Below are 23,440 nucleotides of genomic sequence, written 5' to 3' on the forward strand. Positions count from 1 at the left end.
TGACGGTCGTGGAAAGGTGGTCGCCGTGCGCTACACATCCCCGCCCGCGACCGCGGCCTGGCGGCATCAGGACGCCCGGGCGGGCTTCGAGGTCGCGTTCTTCCAGCTCCTGGACGACGGCTGGCGCGTCGAGGGGTGCACGACCGCGGTGGAGGACGGCGACGCCTTCGCGGTCGAGTACGCCATCGAGCTGGACGCGGCCGGGAGGACCCGCGCCGCACGGGTACGCGGTCGTGCACCGTCGGGCGCCCGGACGACCGCACTGACGACGGACGGGTCGGGGCACTGGCTGGTCGACGGCAGCCCCGCGCCGCACCTCGACGGCTGCTTCGACGTGGACCTGGAGTCCTCGGCACTGACCAATGCCCTGCCCGTGCGCCGGCTGGAGTTGCCGCTGGGGGCAGCGGCGGCGGCGCCGGCGGCGTACGTCCGCGCGCTCGACCTCACGGTCGAGCGGCTGGAGCAGACGTACACGCGCACCACCGAGGAGACCAGGCACGAGCGCTACGACTACGCGGCTCCCGCCTTCGGCTTCGAGTGCCGCATGGTCTACGACGAGTGCGGGCTGCCGCTGGAGTATCCGGGGATCGCCGTTCGCGTCGGCTGACGTGGATTCCCCGGCCGGCTGCCCAGGAGCGGCCGGCCGGGGGGACGCTCACTCGAAGACGATCAGCGCCCGTCCGCCCTTGCCCGCGAGCATGTTGTCGAAGGCGGCCGGGATGCCGTCGAGGGTGATCCGCTCCGTCACCAGGGCGCTCAGGTCCAGGCGTCCCGCGCGGATGTGCTCCGCGAGCACCGGCAGATCCCGTGCCGGGTCGGAGTTGCCGTACACGCAGCCCGAGAGCGTACGGCCCCAGTGGAAGATCTCCAGAGCGTTGAAGCTGACCTGCTGGTCCTTGCCGCCGATGCCGACGACCGTCGTACGGCCGCCGCGCCTGGTCGAGTCCCAGGCGGTACGGATCGTGGCGGCGCGGCCCACGCATTCGACGGCCACGTCCGCGCCCTGACCGCCGGTCAGCTTGCGGATCTCCTTCGCGGTGGTCTCGGAGGCGACGACGTACTCGGTGGCTCCGGCCCGGCGGGCGAGGGCCTCCTTCTCCGGCGACACATCGACGGCGATGACCGTGGAGGCGCCCGCGATCCGGGCGGACTGGAGCGTCGCGAGCCCGACTCCGCCGACGCCGAAGACGACGACCGACTCGCCCTCGCGGACCCGGGCGGAGTGGTGGACGGCGCCGTAGCCGGTGAGGACCGCGCAGCCGAGGAGCGCGGCATCGGTGAGCGGGACACCGTCCGGGACCGGCAGCACACAGTTGGCGGCGACGACGGTCTCCTCGGCGAACGCGGCGACGTTGAGGCCGGGGTGGAGATCGGTGCCGTCCTCGGTGGCGGCGTAGACACTGGCGGCGCCCGTCAGGGCGTCGGCGCAGAGCCAGACCTCGCCGATCGAGCAGTGATGGCACTTTCCGCAGGACGGAGCCCAGTTGAGGACGACGCCGTCGCCGGGGGCGACATGGGTGACGCCCTCGCCGACGGAGACGACCGTGCCCGCGCCCTCGTGGCCGAGGACTGCGGGGACGGGCACCCGCATGGTGCCGTTGGACAGGGAAAGGTCGGAGTGGCAGACCCCGGCGGCGGCGAGGCGGACCCTCACCTGGCCGGGACCCGGCTCGGGGAGCCGGATGCCGGTGACCTCCAGGGCCGAGCCGATGGCGGGCAGGACTGCGGCGCGGACCACGCTCACAACTCTCCTCGGAGCTATCAGAACTGCAGGGACTTGGTGTGGAGGTACTCGGCGAGACCGTGCGTGCCGAGCTCGCGGCCGACGCCCGACTGCTTGTAGCCGCCGAACGGCGCCAGCGGGTTGAAGCGGCCGCCGTTGATGTCGACCTGTCCGGTGTCCATACGGCGCGCGAAGGCGACGGCCTCCTCCTGCTCTCCCCACACGGCGCCCGCGAGCCCGTAGACCGTACCGTTGGCGATCTTCAGAGCGTCGTCCTCGTCCTCGTACTTCAGGATCGACACGACCGGGCCGAAGATCTCCTCCTGTGCGATGGTCATGTCGGGCGTGACGTCGGCGAAGACGGTCGGCGAGACGTAGTAGCCGGGCTCGCGCGGGGCTTCGGGGCCGCCCGCCACGAGCCGGGCGCCCTCGGCGACGCCCCGCTCGATGTAGCCGCGGACGCGCTGCTGCTGCTTGGCGTTCACGAGCGGGCCGACCCGGTCGCCCGGCGTGTACTTGGCGACGGCTTCGGCAGCGAGCGCCACGGCTTCGTCGTACTGGTCCTTGTGCACCAGCATCCGGGTCCAGGCGCTGCATGTCTGGCCGGAGTTGGACATGACGTTGGCGATGCCGACGTTGACGGCGCGGCCGAGGTCGGCGCCGGGCAGGATCACGTTGGCGGACTTGCCGCCGAGTTCCAGGGCGACGCGCTTGACGGCCCCGCCCGCGGTCGCGCCGATCTTCCGGCCGACGGCGGTGGAGCCGGTGAAGGAGACCAGGTCCACACCCGGGTGCTCGGCGAGCGCCTGTCCCGCGACCGGTCCGAGACCGGTGACGAGGTTGAACACTCCCGCGGGCAGACCGGCTTCGTGAACGGCCTCGGCGAAGAGCTGCGCGGTCAGCGGGGTGTCCTCGGCGGGCTTGAGCACGATCGTGCAGCCGGCGGCGAGAGCGGGGGCGACCTTGGCGACGATCTGGTGGAGCGGGTAGTTCCACGGGGTGATCGCGCCGACGACACCCACCGGCTCGTGGAGCACGGTGGAGTTCCCCACCTTCTCCTCGAAGGCGTACGTGGCGGCCAGCTCGGCGTACGAGCCGGCGACCAGGACCGGCAGTCCCGCGTGGACGGACCGGGCCAGCTGCGGCGGCGCGCCGAGCTCGGCGGTCACGGTCTCGGCGATCTCGTCCTTGCGGGCGGCCAGCACGTCGCGGAGGGCGGCGAGCTTCGCGGCGCGCTCGGCGGGCGGGGTCGCGGACCAGCCGGGGAACGCGGCGCGGGCGGCGCGTACGGCAGCGTCCACGTCCTGCGCGGTGCCGGCCGGGACGTGGGCGACGACCTGCTCGTCCGCGGGGTTCACCACCGCGATGGTGTCGGCGCCGGCGGCGGGCTGCCACGTGCCGCCGATGTACATCCCGTCGTGGGCCTTCATCCGCTTCTCCTTCGGGCGTGGCTCGGTAGTCCGTCGTCCGCACCCAAACTAGCGGTGTTAGTTTTCTGGCGCCAGGGCGGCCGGAGCGCTGAGGCCCTGTGATTCTCCCCCTGCGCCGCCCTTTCCCGCAGCATCGATGTGCGGCTGCGCCGCGTGGGGGCTCCGTGCCGTCCCGTACCCCAGTCCTTGGGGTCGCCGGACGGGCTCCCGTCGGAGCCCGTCCGGCGACCGAGGAGGATCCGCTCTCAGGCCGGCGTCTGGCCGAGTACCGACGGCTGGGCCGGGCGGACCGTGGGCGGCGAGATGGAGGCGACCCTGGCCGCGGGATTCCCGGTGATCGCCGCCGTCGTGGGCGCGGGCGCCGAGGGCGGAGCCTGCACCTGGCCCCTGTCATCAGGGGTCTTCGCCACCGACGACCACGTACGGAGCCGGTGGCTCGCCGCCTCGTCGAGGCTCACCGGCGCCCCTCGCTGTTCCGCCAGCCGGCTCGCTTCCCGGCCGAGCGCTGCCACATCGTCCCAGCGCAGTTGCAGCACGACGGACAGTTCCGCCCCGCCGTCCGGCAGTCCGCGCATGATCGGCCCGTCACCATCAGTCATTGCCGCTCCTGTCATTGACGCAGAGACGCTTCTCCAAGTGGTCAGTAGTACGCAGCACTTGCACGTCGTGTTCAGCCCGGCCGCCCCGCAGGCCGAGACCCGCCGCCGCCACGAGGAGCACCCCGAGTATCACGAACGGCGCCGCCGTGCCCGCGACGCCCGCGACGAGACCGGCCGACGCGGGTGCCGCGACCTGGCCGAGGCGGTTGCCGGTGAGGCGCAGCGCGAGCGCCGTGGAACGGGCCCGCGCCGGGGCGGCCCGGACGACCGTCGTCATCGAGAGCGGCTGGCCGGCCCCGAGGCAGAAGCCGAGCGCCGCCAGCATCACGGCGAGCACCCACACGGGGACGGGCAGCGCGATGCCCCCGCACAGCAGGCCGGCGAGCACACAGGTCACGGTGAGCAGGGCCGTACGGCCCATGACCCGGATCATCGGGGTCATCACCAGCCGGCAGGCGATCGTGGCCGCCGCGCGCAGGCTCAGCAGCAGTCCCACGACAGAAGGGGCGATGCCCCGGTGCTCGCCGATCACCGGGAGGTACGCGGTGAGGATGTCGGTCGCCGACAGCACCGCGAGGCTGATGAAGATCCCGGCGGGTACGCCGCGCGTGCGCAGGATGCGGTGGACGGGGACCTTCGTCGTCGTGGCGGCCCCCGCCCGGGGCACCTGGTGCTCGATCCGCCACAGGGACGTGAAGGAGACCGCTGCGACGGCCGCCGGGACGAGCAGGGCGAGCGCGCTGGTACGGGCCATGTCGCCGCCGATCACCGCGCCCGCCGCGACCGGCCCGGCGAGCTGACCGAGCGAGGCACCGATCGTGAAGTGCCCGAAGTTGCGGTCCTGGTCGGCGGGGGCGGACCGGCGGGCGACGATCGACTGCGCGCCGATCACGAAACAGAGATGCCCGAGTCCCATGACCCCGCTCCAGGCGGCCATGGCGAGAAGGGAGTTCGCCAGTCCGCTCAGCGCGCAGCCGCCGGAGATGAGGACGACCCCGACGGGCAGGAGCGGTGCGCACCTGCCGTGGTCGGTGCGGCGGCCGAGCGGTACGGCGGCGAACAGCGGAAGCAGCGCGTACACACCGGCGATGACGCCGATCGCCCGCTCGTCCGCGCCGAGGGCGAGAGCGCGGTACGAGACGGCCGGGCGCGCCATCGACACCGCCCCCTGCGCGAAGCCGAAGGCGATGACGAGGCGTAGCAGCCAGCTCCTGGACCCGGCGGTCGGTCCGGTCACGTCAGATGATGCCGAAGAGGATTCCGGCGCCGAGCACCACGAGCGAGGTGAGCGCGGCCCACTTGACGGTGAATCTGGTGTGGTCGCCGAATTCGACCTTGGCCATGCCGACCAGGACGTAGACGGCGGGGACGAGCGGGCTGGACATGTGCAGCGCCTGTCCGACGAGGGAGGCGCGGGCGATCTCCAGCGGGGAGACGCCGTGGGCGGCGCCGGCTTCGGCGAGGACGGGGAGGACTCCGAAGTAGAAGCCGTCGTTGGACATGAAGTAGGTGAGCGGGAGGCTCAGCAGGCCGGTGACGAGCGCCATGTGCGGCCCCATGCCCTCGGGGATGGCGCCGACGAGCCAGTCGGCCATGTGCTTGACCATGCCGGTGCCGGTGAGGACGCCGGTGAAGACGGCCGCGGCGAAGACCATGCCCGCGACGTTGAGGACGTTGTCCGCGTGGGCGGCGATACGGGCCTTCTGGTCGGCCATCTTCGGGTAGTTGACGGTGAGGGCGAGGGCGGCGCCGATCAGGAAGAGCACGGGGATCGGCAGCAGCTCCATGATCATCGCGGCGAGCAGGGCGACGGTGAGGCCGGCGTTGAACCAGTAGAGCTTGGGTCGCAGGGTCTCGCGCTTCGGGTCCAGGCCCTGGAAGCCCTCGTCGTCGGTCGTGCCGCCCGGGCCGCCCGTGCCGCCGGAGCCGGTGGCCGCGGCCGCACGGTCCGTGCCACCGCCCGCCGCCACGAGGACCGTCTCGGTCTCCGGCTCCAGCGCCTCGTCCAGCGTCAGATAGCCGATGCGCCTGCGCTCCCGCCGGCCGAGGACGTACGCGAGGACGAAGACGAAGAGCAGTCCGACGCCGAGCGCGGGGATCATCGGCACGAAGATGTCACCGGCGTCGAGCTTGAGCGCGGTGGCGGCGCGGGCGGTCGGTCCGCCCCACGGCAGGGTGTTCATCACGCCGTTCGCGGTGGCCGCGACACCGGTCATCACGACCAGGCTCATCTTGAGGCGCTTGTAGAGGGGGTACATCGCCGAGACGGTGATCATGAAGGTGGTGGAGCCGTCGCCGTCCAGCGAGACGATCGCGGCGAGCAGGGCCGTACCGAGCACGACGCGCATCGGGTCGGCCTTGCAGAAGCGCAGGATGCCCCGGACGACCGGGTCGAAGAGGCCGACGTCGATCATCACGCCGAAGTACACGATGGCGAACATCAGCATCGCGGCGGTCGGCGCGAGGTTGCCGATGCCTTCGAGCACGTAGTCCCCGAGCTTCGCGCCCTGTCCGACGAAGACACAGAAGAGTGCGGGGATGAGGACCAGCGCCGCGATGGGCGACATCTTCTTCATCATGATCAGGACCAGGAAGGTCGCGATCATGGCGAAGCCGAGGATTGTCAGCATGGGACACCTAACGTTCATCTTTGAACTCCCGCGGAGGCGGGCGGTCCGGATGACGTTAGGTGCCGCTCATCGGCGCCAACAAGATGTCGACGCGTGAGCAATACGAGCAAAAGACCAGCTCAGGACGGGGGCGGTGGATCACCGGGGTGGTGACACCTCCACGGGGAAGCCGTTGAGCACAGCGGTGCCGGACAGCGGGTCGAGCAGCGAGCCGTCCAGCAGCTGGTTGACGTTGACTCCGGGACGGGCCGCGGCGACCGACATCCGGGTGCCGGGACGGTCGTGTCCCCAGCCGTGCGGGAGGCTCACCACCCCGGTCCGTACGGCGTCGGTGATCTCCACCGGGACCTCCAGCTCACCTCCGTCCGCCTTGATCCGGGCGGTGGCTCCGTCGTCGAGTCCGAGCCGGGCCGCGTCCTCGGGGTGGATCTGGAGGGTGCAGCGGTTGGAGCCGCCGTTGAGCGCGGCGACATTGTGCATCCAGCTGTTGTTGGAGCGCAGATGGCGGCGGCCGACGAGGACCAGCCGGCCGGGCCGGTCGGCCGCGTCGCCGAGGGCGCTCCGCAGCCGCGGCAGATCGGCGGCGACGGGCGCGGGGAGAAGCTCGACGCGTCCGCTGCGGGTCTTCAGGATCTGCGGGATCCGGGGCTGGAGCGGGCCGAGGTCGATGCCGTGCGGGTGCGCGAGCAGATCGTCGAGGGTGAGGTCGTAGGGGCCGAGGCGCAGCATCATGTCGAGGCGCCGCTCCGGGCCGCCGCGGCCGGCGAGTCCGGCGGCGAGCTCCTTGGGGTCCTGGCCGTGGACCGGCGTGTGCGGGTCGGCGACGGCCTTGGCGAGTGCACCCTCGATGACCATGTCGTCGACCGCGGACGGCTCGGCTCCGTGCATCCCGCTCACGGCGAGGATCAGCCGGGCGTGGATCTCGCACTCGTCCATGGCGCCCGCGTCGAGCGGCACGGCGGCGGGCGTGTAGCGGACCTGGTTGCGTACGGCGAGGGCGTTGAAGGAGAAGTCGAAGTGGCCGCTGCGGGACGGTGGCGGCGGGGGCAGCACGACATCGGCGTGGCGTGCGGTCTCGTTCAGATACGGGTCGACGCAGACCATGAAGTCGAGTCCGGTGAGCGCCCGGTCGAGACGGTCGCCGTCGGGAGCGGAGAGCACCGGGTTGCCGGCGATCGTGATCAGCGCCCGGATCTTCCCTTCGCCGGGAGTCTCGATCTCCTCGGCGAGCGCGGCGATCGGGAGTTCGCCCTTGGCCTCGGGGTGACCGCTGACCCTGCTCGCCCAGCGGCCGAGGGTGAAACCCTTGCCGGGGGCGGCCGGGCGGGGCGCGCGGTCCGTGGCGGCGAGCGGGAAGAGAGCGCCGCCGGGGCGGTCGAGGTTTCCGGTGAGGACGTTGAGGACGTCGACGAGCCAGCTGGCGAGGGTGCCGTGCTCGACGGTGCAGCTTCCGATGCGCCCGTAGACGGCGGCGGTGGGGGCGGCCGCGAGCTCGCGCGCGATCGCGCGGATCTCACCGGCGTCCATCTCACAGGCCGCGGCGACGGCTTCGGGGGTGAACTCCCGTACCGCCTCCCGGACTTCGTCCACGCTGTCCACGTGCGGGGCCAGGTCCCCGAGGTCCGTGAGGCCCTCGTCGAAGAGGACCTGGGCCACCGCGGCGAGCAGCAGCGCGTCGGTGCCGGGGCGGATGGCGACATGCCGGTCGGCGAGTGCGGCGGTGCGGGTGCGGCGCGGATCGACGACGGTGAGGGTGCCGCCGCGGCGGCGCAGCGCCTTGAGCTTGCCGGGGAAGTCGGGCGCGGTGCACAGGCTGCCGTTGGAGTCCAGCGGGTTGGCGCCGAGGAGCAGCAGATGGTCCGTGCGGTCCAGGTCGGGGACCGGGATGGCGACGGCGCTGCCGAAGAGCAGTCCGCTGGAGACGTGCTTGGGCATCTGGTCGAGGGTGCTGGCGGTGAAGATGTTGCGGGTGCGCAGCGTGGAGAGGAGGACCGGCGGATAGAGCCCGCCGGCCATGGTGTGCACATTCGGATTGCCGAGGACGACCCCTACGGCGTTCGCTCCGTGCTCCTCGATCAGCGGGCGGATCCGGGCCGCGATCGTGTCGAAGGCCTCCTGCCAGCTCGCCTCGCGCAGCTCGCCGTCCTTGCGGACGAGGGGGGTCCGCAGCCGGTCGGGGTCGGCGTCCAGCTCGCCGAACGAGGCGCCCTTGGGGCAGATGAAGCCCTGGCTGAAGACGTCGTCGCGGTCCCCGCGGGCCCCGGTGACCCGGTCCCCCTCGATGGTGAGGGTCAGCCCGCAGGTGGCTTCGCAGAGGGGACAGATACGGAGGGCGGTGCGGGTGGCGCTGTTTCCTGCGTCGGTTCCTGGCATGGGGGCCCTCCCGGGGGCGGCGGCAGCGGTGACGCGCGAGGCACCGCCGAGCATACCGACCGGTACGCATGGCGGGGAGGGGCTGCGGCGAACGAGCCGGAGGGGCACTGGGGAGTGCCTTCAGAACCGGGCACGACCGGCCGTCGGCGCGCGACGGAGCGCCCGGAGGAGAATCGAGCCCGGAAACCCGGAGCGGGTCAGTCCAGCACCCGCGCGAGATACGCGTACAGCAGCTCTCTGGTCTCGGCGATGATCTCCGCGTCACCGGAGGGCTCGACCCGGAAGGCGAGTTGCAGCAGCGCGTCCGCGGCCTCGACCGCGATCAGGATGGTGCGCCGCAGCGCGTCGTCGGCGCGGCGGCCCAGATGGCCGGCGAGCAGCCCGGTGAGACGGTCGGCGACCTCGTGGTTCACGCTCTCGGCGGGCGCGGCGAGGGGGATCCGGTAGCCGAAGTCGATCAGCGCGAAGCCGGGGACGGTCCGCTTCATGGCGAGGTACTCGTCGAGTACGGCGTCCACCGCGCCGCGCCAGTCGCCGGCCGGCAGCTCGGCGATCCGCACCGCGATCCGCCCGGCATAGTGGTCGAGATTGCGTGCGGCGAGGGCGTCGGCCATGGCCCGCTTGTTGCCGAAGAAGCGGTAGACGGAGCCGATCGGCACCTCGGCGCGAGCCGCGACGGCGCGCGTGGACAGCTCCTCGTAGCCGGTCTCGTCGAGGAGTTCGGCGCAGGCGTCGAGGATCCGGGTCAGCCGCTCGGCGCTGCGCTGCTGCACGGGCGTACGGCGGAGGGAGTTCGCTGAGGGCATCGCTCCATCATGCCGCCCCGGTGTGGCCGGAGGGTGTCGTTGTGTGGCCGACGTGTGCCGTTGACGGGGAGTGCCGCGCAATCCTACTGTCGACCATAGGATTCCTCGGGGAGCCGCAGAGGCGCGCGGCTGTCGAAAGGGAGAGCGCGCGGAGGCCGCGAGGTACGCGTGGCCGAGCACGGTCGACCGTCGACGGACGCCGAAGCGCCCCGGCGGCGAACCGAGCCACAGGAGACCGGACGCATCGGGAGTGCGGATGAACGGCAACGAGCAGGCGAGGAAGACGGCCGAAGGGCTGGAGTACCTGTCGGGCTTCGGCAACGAACACAGCTCGGAAGCCGTCCCGGGCGCACTTCCGCACGGGCGGAACTCGCCTCAGCGGGCCCCGCTCGGGCTCTACGCGGAGCAGCTGAGCGGCTCCGCGTTCACCGAGCCGCGCGCCCGGAACAGGCGCACCTGGCTGTACCGGATCCGGCCGTCGGCCGCGCATCCCCCGTTCGTCCGCGTCGACAACGGCGGGCTGCGCAGCGCACCCTTCACCGAGACGGTGCCCGACCCCAACCGGCTCCGCTGGAACCCGCTGCCGGAGCCCGCGCCCGGCACGGACTGGCTGGCCGGTCTGTGGACCCTCGGCGGCAACGGGGACGCCACCCAGCGCGCCGGCATGGCCGTGCACCTCTACCACGCCAACGCCTCCATGGAGCGGCGCGTGTTCAGCGACGCGGACGGCGAGCTGCTGATCGTGCCCGAGCGGGGCGGACTCCTGCTGCGCACCGAGCTGGGCCTGCTCGCCGCCCGGCCGGGCGAGGTGGCGCTGATCCCGCGCGGGGTGCGGTTCCGCGTCGAACTGCTGGACGAGACCGCCCGCGGCTATGTGTGCGAGAACTACGGGCAGCCCTTCGTCCTGCCCGACCTGGGTCCGATCGGCGCGAACGGGCTCGCCAACGCGCGGGACTTCCGGGCGCCCGCTGCCGCGTACGAGGACGTCGAGGGCCCGGTCGACGTCGTCAACAAGTTCTGCGGCAACCTCTGGGCCGCCACGTACGACCACTCACCGCTGGACGTCGTCGCCTGGCACGGCAACCATCTGCCGTACGTCTACGACCTGCGGACCTTCAATGTCATCGGGAGCATCTCCTACGACCACCCCGATCCGTCGATCTTCACCGTGCTGACGTCGCCGAGCGACACCCCGGGACTGGCGGGTGTGGACTTCGTGGTCTTCGCCCCGCGCTGGCTGGTCGGCGAGGACACCTTCCGGCCGCCGTACTTCCACCGCAATGTGATGAGCGAGTACATGGGCCTCATCGAGGGCGCGTACGACGCCAAGACGGCCGGAAAGGGCGGTTTCGTCCCGGGCGGCGGATCGCTGCACAACATGATGTCGGCGCACGGACCCGACCGGGAGACCTTCGACCGGGCGAGCGCCGCGGAGCTGAAGCCGCAGAAGATCGACGACGGGCTTGCGTTCATGTTCGAGACCCGCTGGCCGGTGACCGCGACCGCTCAGGCCGCGAACGCGGACCACCTGCAGAAGGGGTACGACAGCGTGTGGCAGGGTCTGGAGCGCCACTTCCGGTCCTGATGCCGGATCTGATACGGAGTTGCCGTGACCGCCTTCGCCCCCGACTCGCTCGTCCTGAACCGAAAGCTGCCGCTCTGGTATCAGGTCTCGCAGTCGCTCCGCGCCTCCATACTCGGCCGCCGGCCGCACGATCCGCTGCGGCTGCCCACGGAGGAGCAGCTCGCCGAGCACTACGGCGTGAGCGTGCTGACCATGCGACAGGCGCTCAAGGAGCTGGAAGCGGAAGGCCTGATCAGCCGGCACCGGCGGCGCGGCACCTTCATCGAGCCGGGGGCGCGGCGGAGCGCACCGAGGCGGCTGCTGGGCTCGATCGACGCGATCGTGGCCCAGCAGTCGGGCGAGCGTACGACGATCCTCGGGCATGGGCCGGGGGCCGTCCCGGGTGATCTCGCCGAGTTCTTCCCGGGCGCCGACGAGGTCGTGACGTACCGGCGGCTGCGGTGCGACGGCGAGACCGGCGAACCGACCAACTGGGCGGAGAACGCGGTACGGCCGGACATCGCGACGGGCCTCGAGGTCGCGGACCTGGAACGCTGGCCGATGACAAAGGTGTTGCGCGATGTGGTAGGGGTACGGATCAGCCGCATCACGGACACGGTGGAGGCCCGGCTCGCCGACCCGGAGACGGCAGAGCTGCTTCAGGTGCCCCTGCTGTCGCCGATCCTCCACTACACCGGAGTGACGTACGACGAGGAGGGGCGGGTGGTCGACGTGGCGCGGATCCGGTACCGGGGGGACCGTTTCTCGTTCTCGGTGACCGTCGAGGCGGAGTGATCGCCGCCATGCTGCTGGACGACCTGATGCCCTGGTCCACCGGGCCGATGCGGCTGGGGCGGAGCTGGGTGGTCGCGCCCGGCGTGCGGACCCTGCGGGCCCGGTGGGATGCGGTGGTCGCGGCCGGGGGCGCGGAGCGGGCGGCCCTGTTCCGTGAGACACGGGCGCGGAGCCTGGGCAGTTCGGTCGCCGCCCTGCCGGGGCAGACCGCCGGCACCTCACGGTTCGCACGGGAGTACGGGCCCTGCCCACAGCCGGTACGGATCGCGCACGGACCCTTCGACGAGCAGTGGCTGATCCCCGACCACCGGCTGATCGACGTCGCACGGCCCGAGCTGTGGCGCGTCGCCGACGGGCATCAGCTGTTCGCCGTGGAGCAGGGGTACGTGCCGGCGGCGGATGGCCCTGCGCTGCTGGTGTCGGCCGTTCTGCCGGAGGGGCGCTCCCCCGCCGGCCGCCCGGGTCGCATACGCCCGCTGTACCGCAGACCCGGCGGGCGTGATCCGAATCTCGCGCCGGGACTGCTGCCGCTGCTCCAGGCGCGGTACGGGCACCCGGTGACCGCCGAGGACGTGCTGGCCTGGGCCGCTGCCGCCGGACGGGCGACGCCGCGGGGCTGCGAGGTGCCCCTGACCGCCGATCCGCTCGTGTGGGCCCGCGGAGTGGAGCTGGGGCGGCGGGTCGTCGGGATTCAGCTGCGCGGCGCCCGCGGCGGTGACCGGCCCAGGCTGCCCGGCGGGCGGCGGCCCTATGTGCGGGCCGCGATTCCGGCCCGGCCGGGGACTCTGTCGTACGACCGCGAGGAGGAGGCTCTGTTCCTCGACGCGGGGCGGATCGCGCCGGTGCCGTCGGAGGCCTGGGACTTCCAGGTGGGCGGTGTGCGGGTGCTGGAGCACTGGTTCGAGCGGCGGACGGCCGAGCCGGAGCCCGGCACGCTGGAGGCGATCCGGCCCGCCGGGTGGCCGCAGGAGTGGACCTCGGAGCTGCTGGAGCTGATCACGGTGCTCGCGCTGCTGGGCGAACTGGCCGCGGAACGAAAGAACTGGGCGGCGCAGGACTGGGCGGCGCAGAAGCCGCTGCCGGACGAGGAACTGCGTGCAGCGGGGGTGCTGCCGGTGGACGGCGCGGCCCGGCGCCCCGCGTCCGTACTGGACCATCAGGAGGAGGGGCCCGAGGGCCAGTTCGCGCTCCTCTAGGCCGTGTTTGAGAACTAGCGCCGTCCGCCCGCAGGGCGGGGCTCGAGGCGTCTGGTGCGTGCAATCGCAAGGCGGAGGATCATCCTCGTACTGGACGTACTTGGATGACTCCGACAACGCAGCGAGTGTGCGTGCCAGGCGTCGCGGGCCAGGCGGGAGTTCTCAAACACGGCCTAGGGGGCGAAGGAGTCGAGCACGCGGGTGAGGACGCGGTCGAAACGCTCGTCCGCGTCGGGGGGCGCGCCGCCCTCGGCGAGCAGCGCCGCCAGGCGCGGGTAGGCCCCGGTAGCCACCGCGTCGAACAGGTACGCGCCCCGGACGGCCTGTTCCTGCTCCTCGGACCAGGGCAGGGAACGGCTCCGCTCGGCGATGGCCAGTTCATTGGCGACGGTGCACATGACCGTGCCGTTGACCATCGCGATCAGCTCCATCTTGGTGCCGTACGGCGCGTCGAGGCCGTCCAGGCAGCCGAGGCAGTGCTCCAGATAGCGCAGGGCGTTGGGGCTGTATCCGTAGACGGTGGACATCAGCCGGGCCAGCCACGGGTGGCGGTGCATGATCGCCCGGGTCTGGCGGCCGAGCGCGAGCATGTCCGCACGCCAGTCGCCGGTCGGGGCGTCGAGTTCGTACTCGCCGCTGACCATGTCGATCATCAGCTCGTACAGGTCTTCCTTGCGCGGTACGTAGTTGTAGAGCGACATCGTGCCGCAGCCCAGCTCACCGGCGATGCGGCGCATGGAGACCGCGTCGATGCCGTCGGTGTCGGCGATCCGGACCGCGGCCGACGCGATGTCGCCGCGCGTGTACGCCGGTTTCGGGCCGCGGCCCGTGCGCTCGGGGCGCGCCCAGATCACTTCGGGTTCGGCCGCTCGGCCCGCCATCGATCATCACCTCGCCCACCATCTTAGTTACGTACGCCGTACGTAGTGAGGTATGGTCGGCTGCATGACAACTACGTACGCTGTACTTAGTGAAGGGCTGGAGAAGCGGTTCGGCGAGGTGCACGCCCTGCGCGGGCTGGATCTCGCCGTACCGGAGGGCAGGGTCTGCGGAGTGCTGGGGCCGAACGGCGCGGGAAAGACGACGGCCGTACGCGTGCTGACCACACTCCTCGCGCCGGACGCCGGCCGTGCCCGGGTGGCGGGGCACGACCTGGTGCGCGACCCCGCGGGCGTGCGCCGGCGGATCGGCGTCACGGGGCAGTACGCCTCGGTCGACGGCGACCTGACCGGCGCCGAGAATCTGCGGCTGTTCGCGAAGCTGCTGCGTGCGCCCCGGTCCCGGGCGGACGAGCTGCTGGAGCGCTTCGGCCTGACGGAGGCCGCGGGCCGCCCCGCGCGGACCTGGTCGGGCGGCATGCGGCGCCGGCTCGATCTCGCCGCGAGCCTGCTCGTACCGCCCGCGGTGCTCTTCCTCGACGAGCCGACGACCGGGCTCGATCCGCACAGCAGGAGCGGAATCTGGGACGCCGTGCGGGAGTTGGCCCAGGACGGCACGACCGTGCTGCTGACCACGCAGTACCTGGACGAGGCCGACCGGCTGGCCGACGACATCGTGCTGATCGACGAGGGCCGGGCCGCGCACCGCGGCACGCCGGGCGAGCTCAAGGCGATGATCGGGAGCTATGCCGAAGTCGTCGTCGCCCACCCGTCGGGGCTGCATGCCGCCGCCTGCGTACTCGACCAACTGACGGGCTCCGAGCCCGTCCTGGACGCGGAACGGCGCTCCGTCGGCGCGGTCTGCGGCGACATGACCCTCACTCTGCCCCGTCTGGTCCGCGAACTGGACGCGGCCGGGGTGCTGATCGTCGATGCCGCACTGCGCCCGCCGACCCTCGACCAGGTGTTCCTCCGCCTCACCGACCGCAAGGAGCTTGCCGTATGAGCGCACTCGTCCACGACGGAACGGCCGTACTCGGGCGCCATCTGCAGCGGATCCGGCACGCCCCGGCCATGGTCGTCATGACGCAGACCATGCCGGTCGTGTTCCTGCTGTTCTTCGGATACGTCTTCGGCAGCGCGCTCGCGATGCCGGGCGAGGAGTACCGGGCGTTCCTGGTGCCGGGCCTGCTGGTGGCGACCGCCGCGAACGGCATCATGACCGGGATGTTCACCGCGGCCCAGGACTCGCACCGGGGTGTGATGGACCGCTTCCGCACCCTGCCCATGAGCCGCGCCGCGGTGCCGCTCGGCCAGGCGGCGGCCGATCTGCTGACGACGGCCGTGGGGCTCGTGCCGCTGCTGCTCGTCGGGCTCGCGATGGGCTGGCGGATCGAGGGCTCCGCGACGGAGGCGCTCGGCGCCTTCGGAGTGCTGTTGCTGTTCCGCTTCGCCACGACCTGGGTGGGCATCCTCCTCGGTCTCGCCTCGCGGAGCGAGGAGGCGGCGGGCCAGCTGGGCAGCGCGACCTTCATGCTGCCGCTGCTGTCGAACGCGTACATCCCGACGGACAATCTGCCGTCCTGGCTGCGTACGCTCGCGGAGTGGAACCCGATCAGCGCGGTGACGACGGCGGTACGGGACCTCTTCGGCAACGCGGCGGCACCGGCTGACGCCGCCTGGCCGGTCGCCCATCCGGTCGCCGGAGCCGTGGCCTGGTCGGTCCTGCTCATCGTGGTGTGCGCACCCGCGGCGGTCCGCCGGTACACCCGCAACTGACCGGAGACCAGCCGGAGGCCGGGCAGGGGCCGGCAGACCGGAGGGTGACAAAGGTGCGCCGTACACGATAGGTACGGCTGTCATGAGCCAACAGCCACTGCCCCTCGACGGCGTCACGGTCGTCGCCGTCGAACAGGCCGTTTCGGGCCCCTTCGCCACCCGGCAGCTCGCCGACCTCGGGGCCCGCGTCATCAAGGTCGAGCGCCCGGACGGCGGAGACTTCGCCCGGGGCTACGACACCGCGGCCCAGGGGCTCGCCTCGCACTTCGTCTGGTGCAACCGCGGCAAGGAGTCCCTCGCCGTCGATCTCAAGGATTCACGGGGGATCGAGGTGGTCCGCAGGCTCATCGCGGACGCCGACGTGTTCGTGCAGAACCTCGCCCAGGGCGCGGCTGCCCGGCTCGGCCTGGACGCGGCCACCCTGTGCGCCGCGCACCCCCGGCTGATCGCGGTGGACATCTCCGGATACGGCGCGGACGGCCCGTACGCCCCCAAGCGCGCCTACGACATGCTCGTCCAGTGCGAGGCGGGGCTGGTGTCCGTGACCGGCACGCCGGAGCAGCCGGTGAAGGCGGGCATCCCGGCGGCGGATGTCGCGGCGGCGATGTACGCGTTCTCCGGCGTGCTGGCGGCGCTGCTGCGCCGGGGCACCACGGGGCGCGGCGGGCCGGTGGAGATCTCGATGCTGGAGTCGCTCGCCGAGTGGATGGGGCATCCGCTGCACCACGGGATGCACGGGGGCTCGGCGCCGGCACGCACGGGCGTGGCGCACGCCGTCATCGCGCCCTACGACGCGTATCCGACGGCGGACGGCGGGCAGGTACTGCTGTCGGTGCAGAACGACCGGGAGTGGCGGCGGCTGGCCGAGCAGGTGCTGGGCCGCCCCGACCTCGCCACCGATCCGGACTTCGCGACGAACACGGCGCGTACCGCGAACCGCGCGAGGACGGACGCCGCGGTCGGCGGGGCGCTGGCCCGGCTGGACGCGGCCCAGGCCGTGGCCCGGCTGGAAGCGGCGGGCATCGCCTGCGCCCGCCTCAACACGGTCGAGGACCTGGCGGACCATCCACAGCTGGCTGCCCGCTCCCGCTGGCGCGATGTGCCCTCGCCCACGGGTCCGCTGCGGGCGATGCTGCCGCCGATCACCTTCCCCGGTGGTCCGGAGCCGCGCATGGGCGCGATCCCGGCCCTCGGCGAGCACACCGACACCCTGCTCCGCGAGGCGGGCCTGACGCCCGAGCAGAGGGCCGAACTCCACCGGGACGGGGTGGTCGTGACGGGTCACGCACCCGACGGACGCCCTGAGTGACCGATTTGCGCGTGCCCTTCACCACAGCGGGACAGGCCGGCACCGGTCGGTAGGGACAGCGTCACGTTCCGCGATCCAGGCCTGTGAGCTGCAGCGATGCCCGTTCCGGGGCCCGTCGGCCCGGCCGCCGGGCCATTGCGTCGCCGTGGAGCACAACAGGCAAGTCAAATGATCACTGGATAAACTCCTCGTTTGCCGTGCGCGGAACATGGATTCGCAGCGCACTCGCCACGACGACGGAGAGTGAGAGATGCGTATGAACGGGCCCTGTGCAGAGCCGGCCGGCGATCGGCGCACTGTATGACCGTCGCCCCGGAGCCCCCGACCCTCCTCGACCCCCTGCTCGACGAGGCACCGGCGCCGGCTCTCTTCGCCGCCGGGAGTACCCCGGCCGAACGAACCCTCCTCGACATCCTCGACGAGACCGCCCGCCGCCACCCGGAGGCACTCGCCGTCGACGACGGCGCCACGCCCCTCACGTACCGCTCCCTCCTCAGCGAGGTCGAGACACTGCGGCTGCGGCTCACCGCGGCGGGAATCGGCACCGGCGACCGGGTCGGCGTCCGCGTCCCGTCCGGGACCGCCGATCTGTACGTCTCGATCCTCGCCGTACTCGCGGCCGGCGCCGCCTACGTCCCCGTCGACGCCGAGGACCCCGAGGAGCGTGCCGAACTCGTCTTCACCGAGGCCGCGGTCAGCGCCGTCATGGGCGCGGACCGGAGCATCGCCCCGAGCGGCGCCCCCGGTGGCACCACCGGCCGCCGCCCCGGCCCGGACGACGACGCCTGGATCATCTTCACCTCCGGCTCCACCGGGAAGCCCAAGGGTGTCGCCGTCAGCCACCGCAGCGCCGCCGCCTTCGTCGACGCCGAGGCGCGGCTCTTCCTGACGGGCGCACCGCTCGGCCCGGGCGACCGTGTGCTCGCGGGGCTCTCCGTCGCCTTCGACGCCTCCTGCGAGGAGATGTGGCTGGCCTGGCGGCACGGCGCCTGCCTGGTGCCCGCCCCCCGCTCCCTCGTACGCACCGGCCTCGACCTCGGCCCCTGGCTCGTCGAACAGCGCATCACCGTCGTCTCGACGGTCCCCACACTTGCCGCGCTCTGGCCCGCCGAGGCACTCGACGACGTACGGCTGCTGATCTTCGGCGGCGAGGCCTGCCCGCCCGAGCTGGCCGAACGCATGGCCGTCCCCGGGCGTGAGGTCTGGAACACCTACGGCCCCACCGAAGCGACCGTCGTCGCCTGCGCCGCCCCGCTGACCGGCGAAGGGCCGGTACGGATCGGGCTGCCGCTGGACGGCTGGGAGCTCGCGGTCGTGGACGCCCGGGGCGAGATCGTGGCGCTGGGCGAGACCGGTGAGCTCGTGATCGGAGGCGTCGGCCTCGCGAGGTACCTGGACGCGGCCAAGGACGCCGAGAAGTACGCACCGCTGCCCGCGCTGGGCTGGGACCGCGCCTACCGCAGCGGCGACCTGGTCCGCGCGGAGGCGGAGGGCCTGCTCTTCGTCGGCCGCGCGGACGAACAGATCAAGCTCGGCGGCCGCCGTATCGAGCTGGGCGAGATCGACGCGGCGCTCCAGGCCCTGCCGGGCGTCGCGGGCGCGGCTGCGGCGGTCCGCACGACGGGCGCGGGGCACCAGCTGCTGGTGGGCTACGTGGTGCCGAGCCGCGGCGCCGAGACGTCGTCCGACGCCGAAGCCGTCGAGGACGCGGCCGCCGGCCCGCGGGCCGGCACGGAGTCGGGCGCGGAGCCCGGCACCGGGTCAGGCATGCAGTCGGGCACCGAGTCCGGCACCGGGTCAGGCACGCAGTCGGGCACCGAGTCCGGCACCGGGTCAGGCACGGAGTCCGGCACCGAGTCGGGCGCGGAGTCCGGCATCGAGTTCGACGTGGCCGATGCCACGGCCCGGCTCCGCAAGGAGCTGCCCGCCGCGCTCGTGCCCGTCATCGCCGTCGTGGACGATCTGCCGACCCGGACGTCCGGCAAGGTGGACCGCGATGCGCTGCCCTGGCCGCTGCCGGGCAGCGGACCGGACACCGCCGGCGGCGATGCCGGCTTCAGCGAGACCGAGGCATGGCTCGCCGAGCAGTGGGCCGAACTCCTCGGGACGCCCGTCACCGGACCGGACGCGGACTTCTTCGCCAACGGCGGTGGCAGCCTCGCCGCGGCGCAGCTGGTGTCGCGGATCCGGGAGCGGTTCGCCACCGGGTCCGTCGGCGACATCTACCAGAACCCGACGCTCGGCGCGCTCGCGCGGACACTGGAGGCCGCCTCCACGGGCGGCGCGAAGGTCCGCACGGTGCGGCCGGTGGCCCTGCGCACCGGTGTCACGCAGATGCTGCTCATGCTGCCGCTGCTCACTGTCGCCGGACTGCGGTGGAGCGTCGTGGCCGCCGCCGTCAACAACGTCGTCGGGCTGCCCTGGGCACCCGCCGTCTCGTGGTGGTGGGTCGCGCTCGGCTGGCTGCTCGTCGTCAGCCCGCCCGGGCGGATCGTGATCGCGGCGGGCGGGGCACGACTGCTGCTGCGTGGGGTGCGTCCCGGCACCTACCCCCGCGGCGGACGCACCCATCTGCGGCTGTGGACCGCCGAGCGGCTCGCCGAGCTGAGCGGCGCTACCGGCCTCGCCGGCTCCTGGCTCACGTACTACGCCCGGGCACTCGGCGTGCAGATCGGCGAGGACGTCGATCTGCACGCCCTGCCGCCGGTGACCGGCATGCTGCGGCTCGGCAAGGGAGCCGCCGTCGAGCCCGAGGTGGATCTGTCCGGTCACTGGCTGGACGGCGACCGGCTGCACATCGGCACCGTACGGATCGGGGCCGGCGCAACCGTCGGCGCCCGCAGCACCCTCTTCCCCGGCGCACGGGTCGGCAAGCGGGCCGAGATCGCCCCCGGCTCGGGTGTGACGGGCACGGTCCCGTCCGGCGAGCGCTGGTCGGGCGTCCCCGCCTCGCGCAAGGGCAAGGCGAATCGCCGCCTCACTGAGGGCCGCCCCGTGCGCCGGCGCCGCTGGACCGTGGTGTACACGGTGACCTCGCTGCTCCTCGGACTGCTGCCCGCACTCGCGGCGCTGCCGGGTCTGCTGGTGATCGGCTCCTTCGTGGGTGGCCGTACCGGCCTCGGCGAGGCCGTGGTGGCGGCGCTGACGGCCGTACCGTTCGCGACGGCCGCCGCCATGATCACGTACGCGCTGCTGATCCTCGTCGGGGTGCGCGCACTCTCCGTCGGGCTGCGCGAGGGCTACCACCCGGTCCACGGCCGGGTCGCCTGGCAGGCATGGGCGACCGAGCGGCTGATGGACATGGCACGCGTGCATCTCTTCCCGCTGTACGCGAGCCTCTTCACGCCGGTGTGGCTGAGGGCCCTCGGCATGAAGATCGGGCGCGGGGTCGAGGCGTCGACCGTTCTCGCGCTGCCCGCCATGACCACGGTCGGCGACGGGGCGTTCCTCGCCGACGACACGATGGTGGCCTCGTACGAGCTGGGCGGCGGCTGGCTCCACATCGCCGAGGCACGCGTCGGCAAGCGTGCCTTCCTCGGCAACTCCGGGATGACGGCCGCGGGCCGACGCGTGCCCAAGCGCGGCCTTGTCGGTGTGCTGTCGGCGGCCCCGAAGCGGGCGAAGGCGGGCTCCTCGTATCTCGGCATGCCGCCGATGAAGCTGCCCCGGGCGACGGAGGAGAGCGAGCAGAGCCGCACCTTCGCCCCGCCGCAGCGGCTGAAGTGGGCGCGTGCGTGCGTCGAGCTGTGCCGGATCGTGCCGGTCATGTGTGCGGTGGCGCTCGCCGTGCTCGCGCTCGCGGCCTTCGATCTGCTGGCCGGCCGCTTCGGTTTCGCGGTCGCGGTGCTGAGCGGCGGCGTGCTGCTGGCGGCCGCGGGCCTGGTGGCGTGCCTGGTCGCCATCGCGATGAAGTGGCTGCTGGTCGGCCGGTTCAAGGCGGTCGAGCACCCGCTGTGGTCGTCCTTCGTATGGCGCAACGAGCTCGCCGACACCTTTGTGGAGGTGCTCGCCGTGCCGTGGCTGGTCGGCGCGACCGCCGGTACGCCGCTGATGAGCCTGTGGCTGCGCGGCCTCGGTGCCCGCATCGGCCGCGGCGCCTGGTGCGAGACGTACTGGCTCCCGGAGGCCGACCTCGTCACCATCGGCCGCGGTGTCAGCGTCAATCGTGGCTGCGTGGTGCAGACCCACCTCTTCCACGACCGGATCATGCGCATGGACAATGTCGTCCTCGGAGCGGGTGCGACACTCGGTCCACACGGCATCGTGCTGCCCGGCGCGGTGCTCGGGGACCGGGCCGCGGTCGGGCCGGCGTCGCTGGTGATGCGCGGGGAGAGGGTGCCCGCGGACACCCGGTGGCTGGGCAACCCCATCGCGGTTTGGAAGAAGTGAGCCCAGCCGCAACCGCACAGCGCGGGCACAGCTCAGCACGGGCACAGCACAGGGCAAGACCGGAGGACGCACGAGGGTGACCGATTCCTACCTGCCGCAGCACGGTGACAGCGGCTATCGGACGACGGAGTACGACCTGGAACTGGACTACCTGCCGCACACCGGCCGGCTCTCCGGGCGGGCCAGGATCACCGCCGTCGCCGAGCGTGCGCTGCCCGAGGTCACCCTCGACCTCGGGCAGTTCCGCCTGGGAAAGGTGCTGGTGGACGGCGGCCGCCCGGCCCGCTACACGCACCGCGGGGACAAGCTGCGGATACGGCCGGCCCGGCCGCTCCGCGCCGGCGCCGGCTTCACCGTCGAGGTGCGGTACAGCGGCATCCCGCATGCCGTTCGCACCCGGGAGTGGGGCGACATCGGCTGGGAGCAGCTGCACGAGGGCGCCCTGGTGGCCTCGCAGCCGCACGGCTCCAGATCCTGGTTCCCGTGCAACGACCGGCCCGACGACAAGGCCGCCTACCGGATCGCGGTGACCGCCCCCACGCCGTACACCGTGATCGCCAACGGCGCCCTCACCTCCCGTACGATCAGCGCCTCCACGACGACCTGGGTGTACGAGCAGCCCGCGCCGATGGCGACCTATCTGGCGACCGTCCAGATCGGTCCGTACGAGCTGGTCGACGTGCCGCACGCGGGGGCGGTGCCGCAGCCGGCCGCCGTGCCGCGCGCACTGCTGGGCCGCTTCGAGCACGACTTCGCACGCCAGCCCCAGATGATGACGGTCTTCCAGGACCTCTTCGGGCCCTACCCCTTCGACGACTACGCGGTCGTGGTCGTCGACGAGGAGCTGGATGTGCCCGTCGAGGCACAGGGCCTTTCGATCTTCGGTGCCAACCATGTCGACGGCCGGCGCGGCAGCGAGCGGCTCGTCGCGCACGAGCTGGCACACCAGTGGTTCGGCAACAGCCTGACCGTCGCGGACTGGCGGCACATCTGGCTCAACGAGGGCTTCGCGAAGTACGCCGAGTGGCTGTGGTCCGAGATGTCCGGCGGCCCGTCGGCGACGGCCATGGCGGCCAGGTCCCGGGCCCGGCTCGCGCTGATGCGGCAGGATGTCCGGATCGCCGACCCGGGGTTGCGGCGCCTGTTCGACGACCGGGTCTACGAGCGTGGCGCGCTCACTCTGCACGCGCTGCGCACGGAGATCGGGCACGCGGCCTTCGTGGGGCTGCTGCGGGAGTGGACCGCGACCCACCGGCACGGTGTGGTGACGACGGAGGAGTTCATCGCGCTCGCCCGGCAGCACTCCACGCGGCCGCTGGACAAGCTGTTCACGATGTGGCTGTACGAGACGAAGCTTCCGGCCCTGCCTCAGCAACGCCGCTGACCCGGGTGGGGAGCCCTGGGCGTACGGAGTCGTGTGCCCCGTGCTTCGGTACGGAGTCTTGAGCCCCGTACTTCAGGTTCAGGGACTCAAGAACGGGGCGGGGCAGGGGTGGTCGGGCCTTGGAACCGGGCCGGTGAGAAGGGGACGGGTGCGCGTGAACGGTCACGCGTGCCCGGCGCCGCCGGCCGGCCACCCCGCCGGCCTACTGGCCGCGGCTGCCGAAGAGCGAGCGCCGAAGCCTGCGCAGCGGCGCGAAGAGCGAGACGCGCGCGCTCTTGCTGCCGCGGGTGTGCGCGACATCACGCGTCGTCAGCTCGAGCATCAGCGATGTCGCCTCGGCCGCCTCGCGCTGCGGCACGGCAGGTCCGCCGAGCACCGCGAGATGGCGGTCGAGACGCGAGCTGGTCGCGCTGCTCCCACATGTGATCGCAGGCACTCGCGGCCTGCTGCGCACCGTTATCTGTTCCATGTCACTCCCCACCCGTACGAGGGCACCCGGCCCGGGCAGGTTAACCCTATCGCCCCGCGGTGACACTCGTGTATCCCGGTCGCCGGATTCAGCACACTCGTACGGTGGTTGACGAC

General features: G+C 72.5%; 18 protein-coding genes. 9 read left to right on the forward strand and 9 right to left on the reverse strand.

The annotated features are described in order from the left end of the window. Positions 1-25: 25 nt before the first annotated feature. A complete protein-coding gene (locus AC0699_RS01765) occupies positions 26-607 on the forward strand; it encodes a putative glycolipid-binding domain-containing protein (RefSeq protein ID WP_478654355.1) in 582 nt (193 codons plus the stop codon). A 48-nt stretch (positions 608-655) separates the two neighbouring features. Here the strand turns inward: AC0699_RS01765 and AC0699_RS01770 are convergent, their stop codons facing one another. From AC0699_RS01770 to AC0699_RS01800, 7 genes are all read right to left on the reverse strand, one after another. Further along, complete coding sequence (locus AC0699_RS01770; protein ID WP_478654357.1) at positions 656-1,738, reverse strand: Zn-dependent alcohol dehydrogenase; 1,083 nt, start codon at positions 1,736-1,738, stop codon at positions 656-658. 23 nt (positions 1,739-1,761) lie between these two features. Next, a complete protein-coding gene (locus tag AC0699_RS01775; RefSeq protein WP_478654360.1) occupies positions 1,762-3,153 on the reverse strand; it encodes an aldehyde dehydrogenase family protein in 1,392 nt (463 codons plus the stop codon). A gap of 245 nt (positions 3,154-3,398) precedes the next feature. Beyond that, complete coding sequence (locus AC0699_RS01780; RefSeq protein ID WP_478654363.1) at positions 3,399-3,752, reverse strand: hypothetical protein; 354 nt, start codon at positions 3,750-3,752, stop codon at positions 3,399-3,401. Next, positions 3,745-4,989 carry an MFS transporter gene (locus AC0699_RS01785; RefSeq protein WP_478654366.1) on the reverse strand — a complete coding sequence of 415 codons (1,245 nt, stop codon included), beginning with the start codon at positions 4,987-4,989 and terminating at the stop codon, positions 3,745-3,747. The genes AC0699_RS01780 and AC0699_RS01785 overlap by 8 nt, the downstream gene beginning before the upstream one ends. A gap of 1 nt (position 4,990) precedes the next feature. After that, positions 4,991-6,382 carry a CitMHS family transporter gene (locus tag AC0699_RS01790; protein ID WP_478654369.1) on the reverse strand — a complete coding sequence of 464 codons (1,392 nt, stop codon included), beginning with the start codon at positions 6,380-6,382 and terminating at the stop codon, positions 4,991-4,993. 138 nt (positions 6,383-6,520) lie between these two features. Next, positions 6,521-8,755 carry a molybdopterin oxidoreductase family protein gene (locus tag AC0699_RS01795; protein WP_478654372.1) on the reverse strand — a complete coding sequence of 745 codons (2,235 nt, stop codon included), beginning with the start codon at positions 8,753-8,755 and terminating at the stop codon, positions 6,521-6,523. Positions 8,756-8,952: 197 nt separating this feature from the next. Continuing rightward, on the reverse strand, positions 8,953-9,561 hold the full coding sequence (locus tag AC0699_RS01800) for a TetR/AcrR family transcriptional regulator (protein WP_478654374.1): 609 nt from the start codon (positions 9,559-9,561) through the stop codon (positions 8,953-8,955). Between the two features lie 256 nt (positions 9,562-9,817). Here AC0699_RS01800 and hmgA point away from each other — a divergent pair, with 256 nt between their 5' ends. The 3 genes from hmgA to AC0699_RS01815 are packed head-to-tail and all read left to right on the forward strand — an operon-like array spanning position 9,818 to position 13,116. Next, entirely contained in the window at positions 9,818-11,146 is a 1,329-nt protein-coding gene (gene hmgA / locus AC0699_RS01805; protein ID WP_478654377.1) for a homogentisate 1,2-dioxygenase, read from the forward strand. 24 nt (positions 11,147-11,170) lie between these two features. After that, positions 11,171-11,920: a GntR family transcriptional regulator gene (locus AC0699_RS01810; RefSeq protein WP_478654379.1), complete on the forward strand. Its 750-nt coding sequence runs from the start codon at positions 11,171-11,173 to the stop codon at positions 11,918-11,920. 8 nt (positions 11,921-11,928) lie between these two features. Next, complete coding sequence (locus tag AC0699_RS01815; RefSeq protein ID WP_478654625.1) at positions 11,929-13,116, forward strand: type ISP restriction/modification enzyme; 1,188 nt, start codon at positions 11,929-11,931, stop codon at positions 13,114-13,116. A 173-nt stretch (positions 13,117-13,289) separates the two neighbouring features. Here the strand turns inward: AC0699_RS01815 and AC0699_RS01820 are convergent, their stop codons facing one another. Then, the gene (locus AC0699_RS01820; protein WP_478654381.1) at positions 13,290-13,997 is read right to left on the reverse strand and encodes a TetR/AcrR family transcriptional regulator; all 708 of its coding nucleotides are present in this window, start codon (positions 13,995-13,997) and stop codon (positions 13,290-13,292) included. A 64-nt stretch (positions 13,998-14,061) separates the two neighbouring features. On the opposite strand from AC0699_RS01820, the gene AC0699_RS01825 reads away from it, so the two are divergent. The 5 genes from AC0699_RS01825 to AC0699_RS01845 all read left to right on the forward strand — a co-directional run bounded on the left by AC0699_RS01825 (position 14,062) and on the right by AC0699_RS01845 (position 22,855). Next, on the forward strand, positions 14,062-15,000 hold the full coding sequence (locus AC0699_RS01825; RefSeq protein ID WP_478654383.1) for an ATP-binding cassette domain-containing protein: 939 nt from the start codon (positions 14,062-14,064) through the stop codon (positions 14,998-15,000). After that, positions 14,997-15,773 (forward strand): ABC transporter permease, encoded by a 777-nt coding sequence (locus AC0699_RS01830; protein WP_478654386.1) that lies wholly within the window; start codon positions 14,997-14,999, stop codon positions 15,771-15,773. The genes AC0699_RS01825 and AC0699_RS01830 overlap by 4 nt, the downstream gene beginning before the upstream one ends. An 82-nt stretch (positions 15,774-15,855) precedes the next feature. Beyond that, complete coding sequence (locus tag AC0699_RS01835; RefSeq protein ID WP_478654389.1) at positions 15,856-17,082, forward strand: CaiB/BaiF CoA transferase family protein; 1,227 nt, start codon at positions 15,856-15,858, stop codon at positions 17,080-17,082. Between the two features lie 300 nt (positions 17,083-17,382). Beyond that, positions 17,383-21,471, forward strand: coding sequence for a Pls/PosA family non-ribosomal peptide synthetase (locus AC0699_RS01840; RefSeq protein ID WP_478654391.1), 4,089 nt, complete (start codon positions 17,383-17,385; stop codon positions 21,469-21,471). Positions 21,472-21,547: 76 nt separating this feature from the next. Further along, positions 21,548-22,855 (forward strand): M1 family metallopeptidase, encoded by a 1,308-nt coding sequence (locus AC0699_RS01845; protein WP_478654393.1) that lies wholly within the window; start codon positions 21,548-21,550, stop codon positions 22,853-22,855. 202 nt (positions 22,856-23,057) lie between these two features. Here the strand turns inward: AC0699_RS01845 and AC0699_RS01850 are convergent, their stop codons facing one another. Then, positions 23,058-23,324 (reverse strand): hypothetical protein, encoded by a 267-nt coding sequence (locus tag AC0699_RS01850; RefSeq protein ID WP_453666219.1) that lies wholly within the window; start codon positions 23,322-23,324, stop codon positions 23,058-23,060. Positions 23,325-23,440 lie beyond the last annotated feature (116 nt).

The organism is Streptomyces sp. NPDC043870, assembly GCF_056435785.1.

What these genes read in the sequence shown, in the direction of transcription:
- AC0699_RS01835 (WP_478654389.1), top strand. Translation starts at nt 15,856, where the DNA reads ATGAGCCAACAGCCACTGCCCCTCGACGGCGTCACGGTCGTCGCCGTC.
- AC0699_RS01800 (WP_478654374.1), bottom strand. Translation starts at nt 9,561, where the DNA reads ATGCCCTCAGCGAACTCCCTCCGCCGTACGCCCGTGCAGCAGCGCAGC.
- AC0699_RS01830 (WP_478654386.1), top strand. Translation starts at nt 14,997, where the DNA reads ATGAGCGCACTCGTCCACGACGGAACGGCCGTACTCGGGCGCCATCTG.
- AC0699_RS01825 (WP_478654383.1), top strand. Translation starts at nt 14,062, where the DNA reads ATGACAACTACGTACGCTGTACTTAGTGAAGGGCTGGAGAAGCGGTTC.
- AC0699_RS01815 (WP_478654625.1), top strand. Translation starts at nt 11,929, where the DNA reads ATGCTGCTGGACGACCTGATGCCCTGGTCCACCGGGCCGATGCGGCTG.
- AC0699_RS01790 (WP_478654369.1), bottom strand. Translation starts at nt 6,382, where the DNA reads ATGCTGACAATCCTCGGCTTCGCCATGATCGCGACCTTCCTGGTCCTG.
- AC0699_RS01795 (WP_478654372.1), bottom strand. Translation starts at nt 8,755, where the DNA reads ATGCCAGGAACCGACGCAGGAAACAGCGCCACCCGCACCGCCCTCCGT.
- hmgA (WP_478654377.1), top strand. Translation starts at nt 9,818, where the DNA reads ATGAACGGCAACGAGCAGGCGAGGAAGACGGCCGAAGGGCTGGAGTAC.
- AC0699_RS01780 (WP_478654363.1), bottom strand. Translation starts at nt 3,752, where the DNA reads ATGACTGATGGTGACGGGCCGATCATGCGCGGACTGCCGGACGGCGGG.
- AC0699_RS01850 (WP_453666219.1), bottom strand. Translation starts at nt 23,324, where the DNA reads ATGGAACAGATAACGGTGCGCAGCAGGCCGCGAGTGCCTGCGATCACA.
- AC0699_RS01775 (WP_478654360.1), bottom strand. Translation starts at nt 3,153, where the DNA reads ATGAAGGCCCACGACGGGATGTACATCGGCGGCACGTGGCAGCCCGCC.
- AC0699_RS01820 (WP_478654381.1), bottom strand. Translation starts at nt 13,997, where the DNA reads ATGGCGGGCCGAGCGGCCGAACCCGAAGTGATCTGGGCGCGCCCCGAG.
- AC0699_RS01840 (WP_478654391.1), top strand. Translation starts at nt 17,383, where the DNA reads ATGACCGTCGCCCCGGAGCCCCCGACCCTCCTCGACCCCCTGCTCGAC.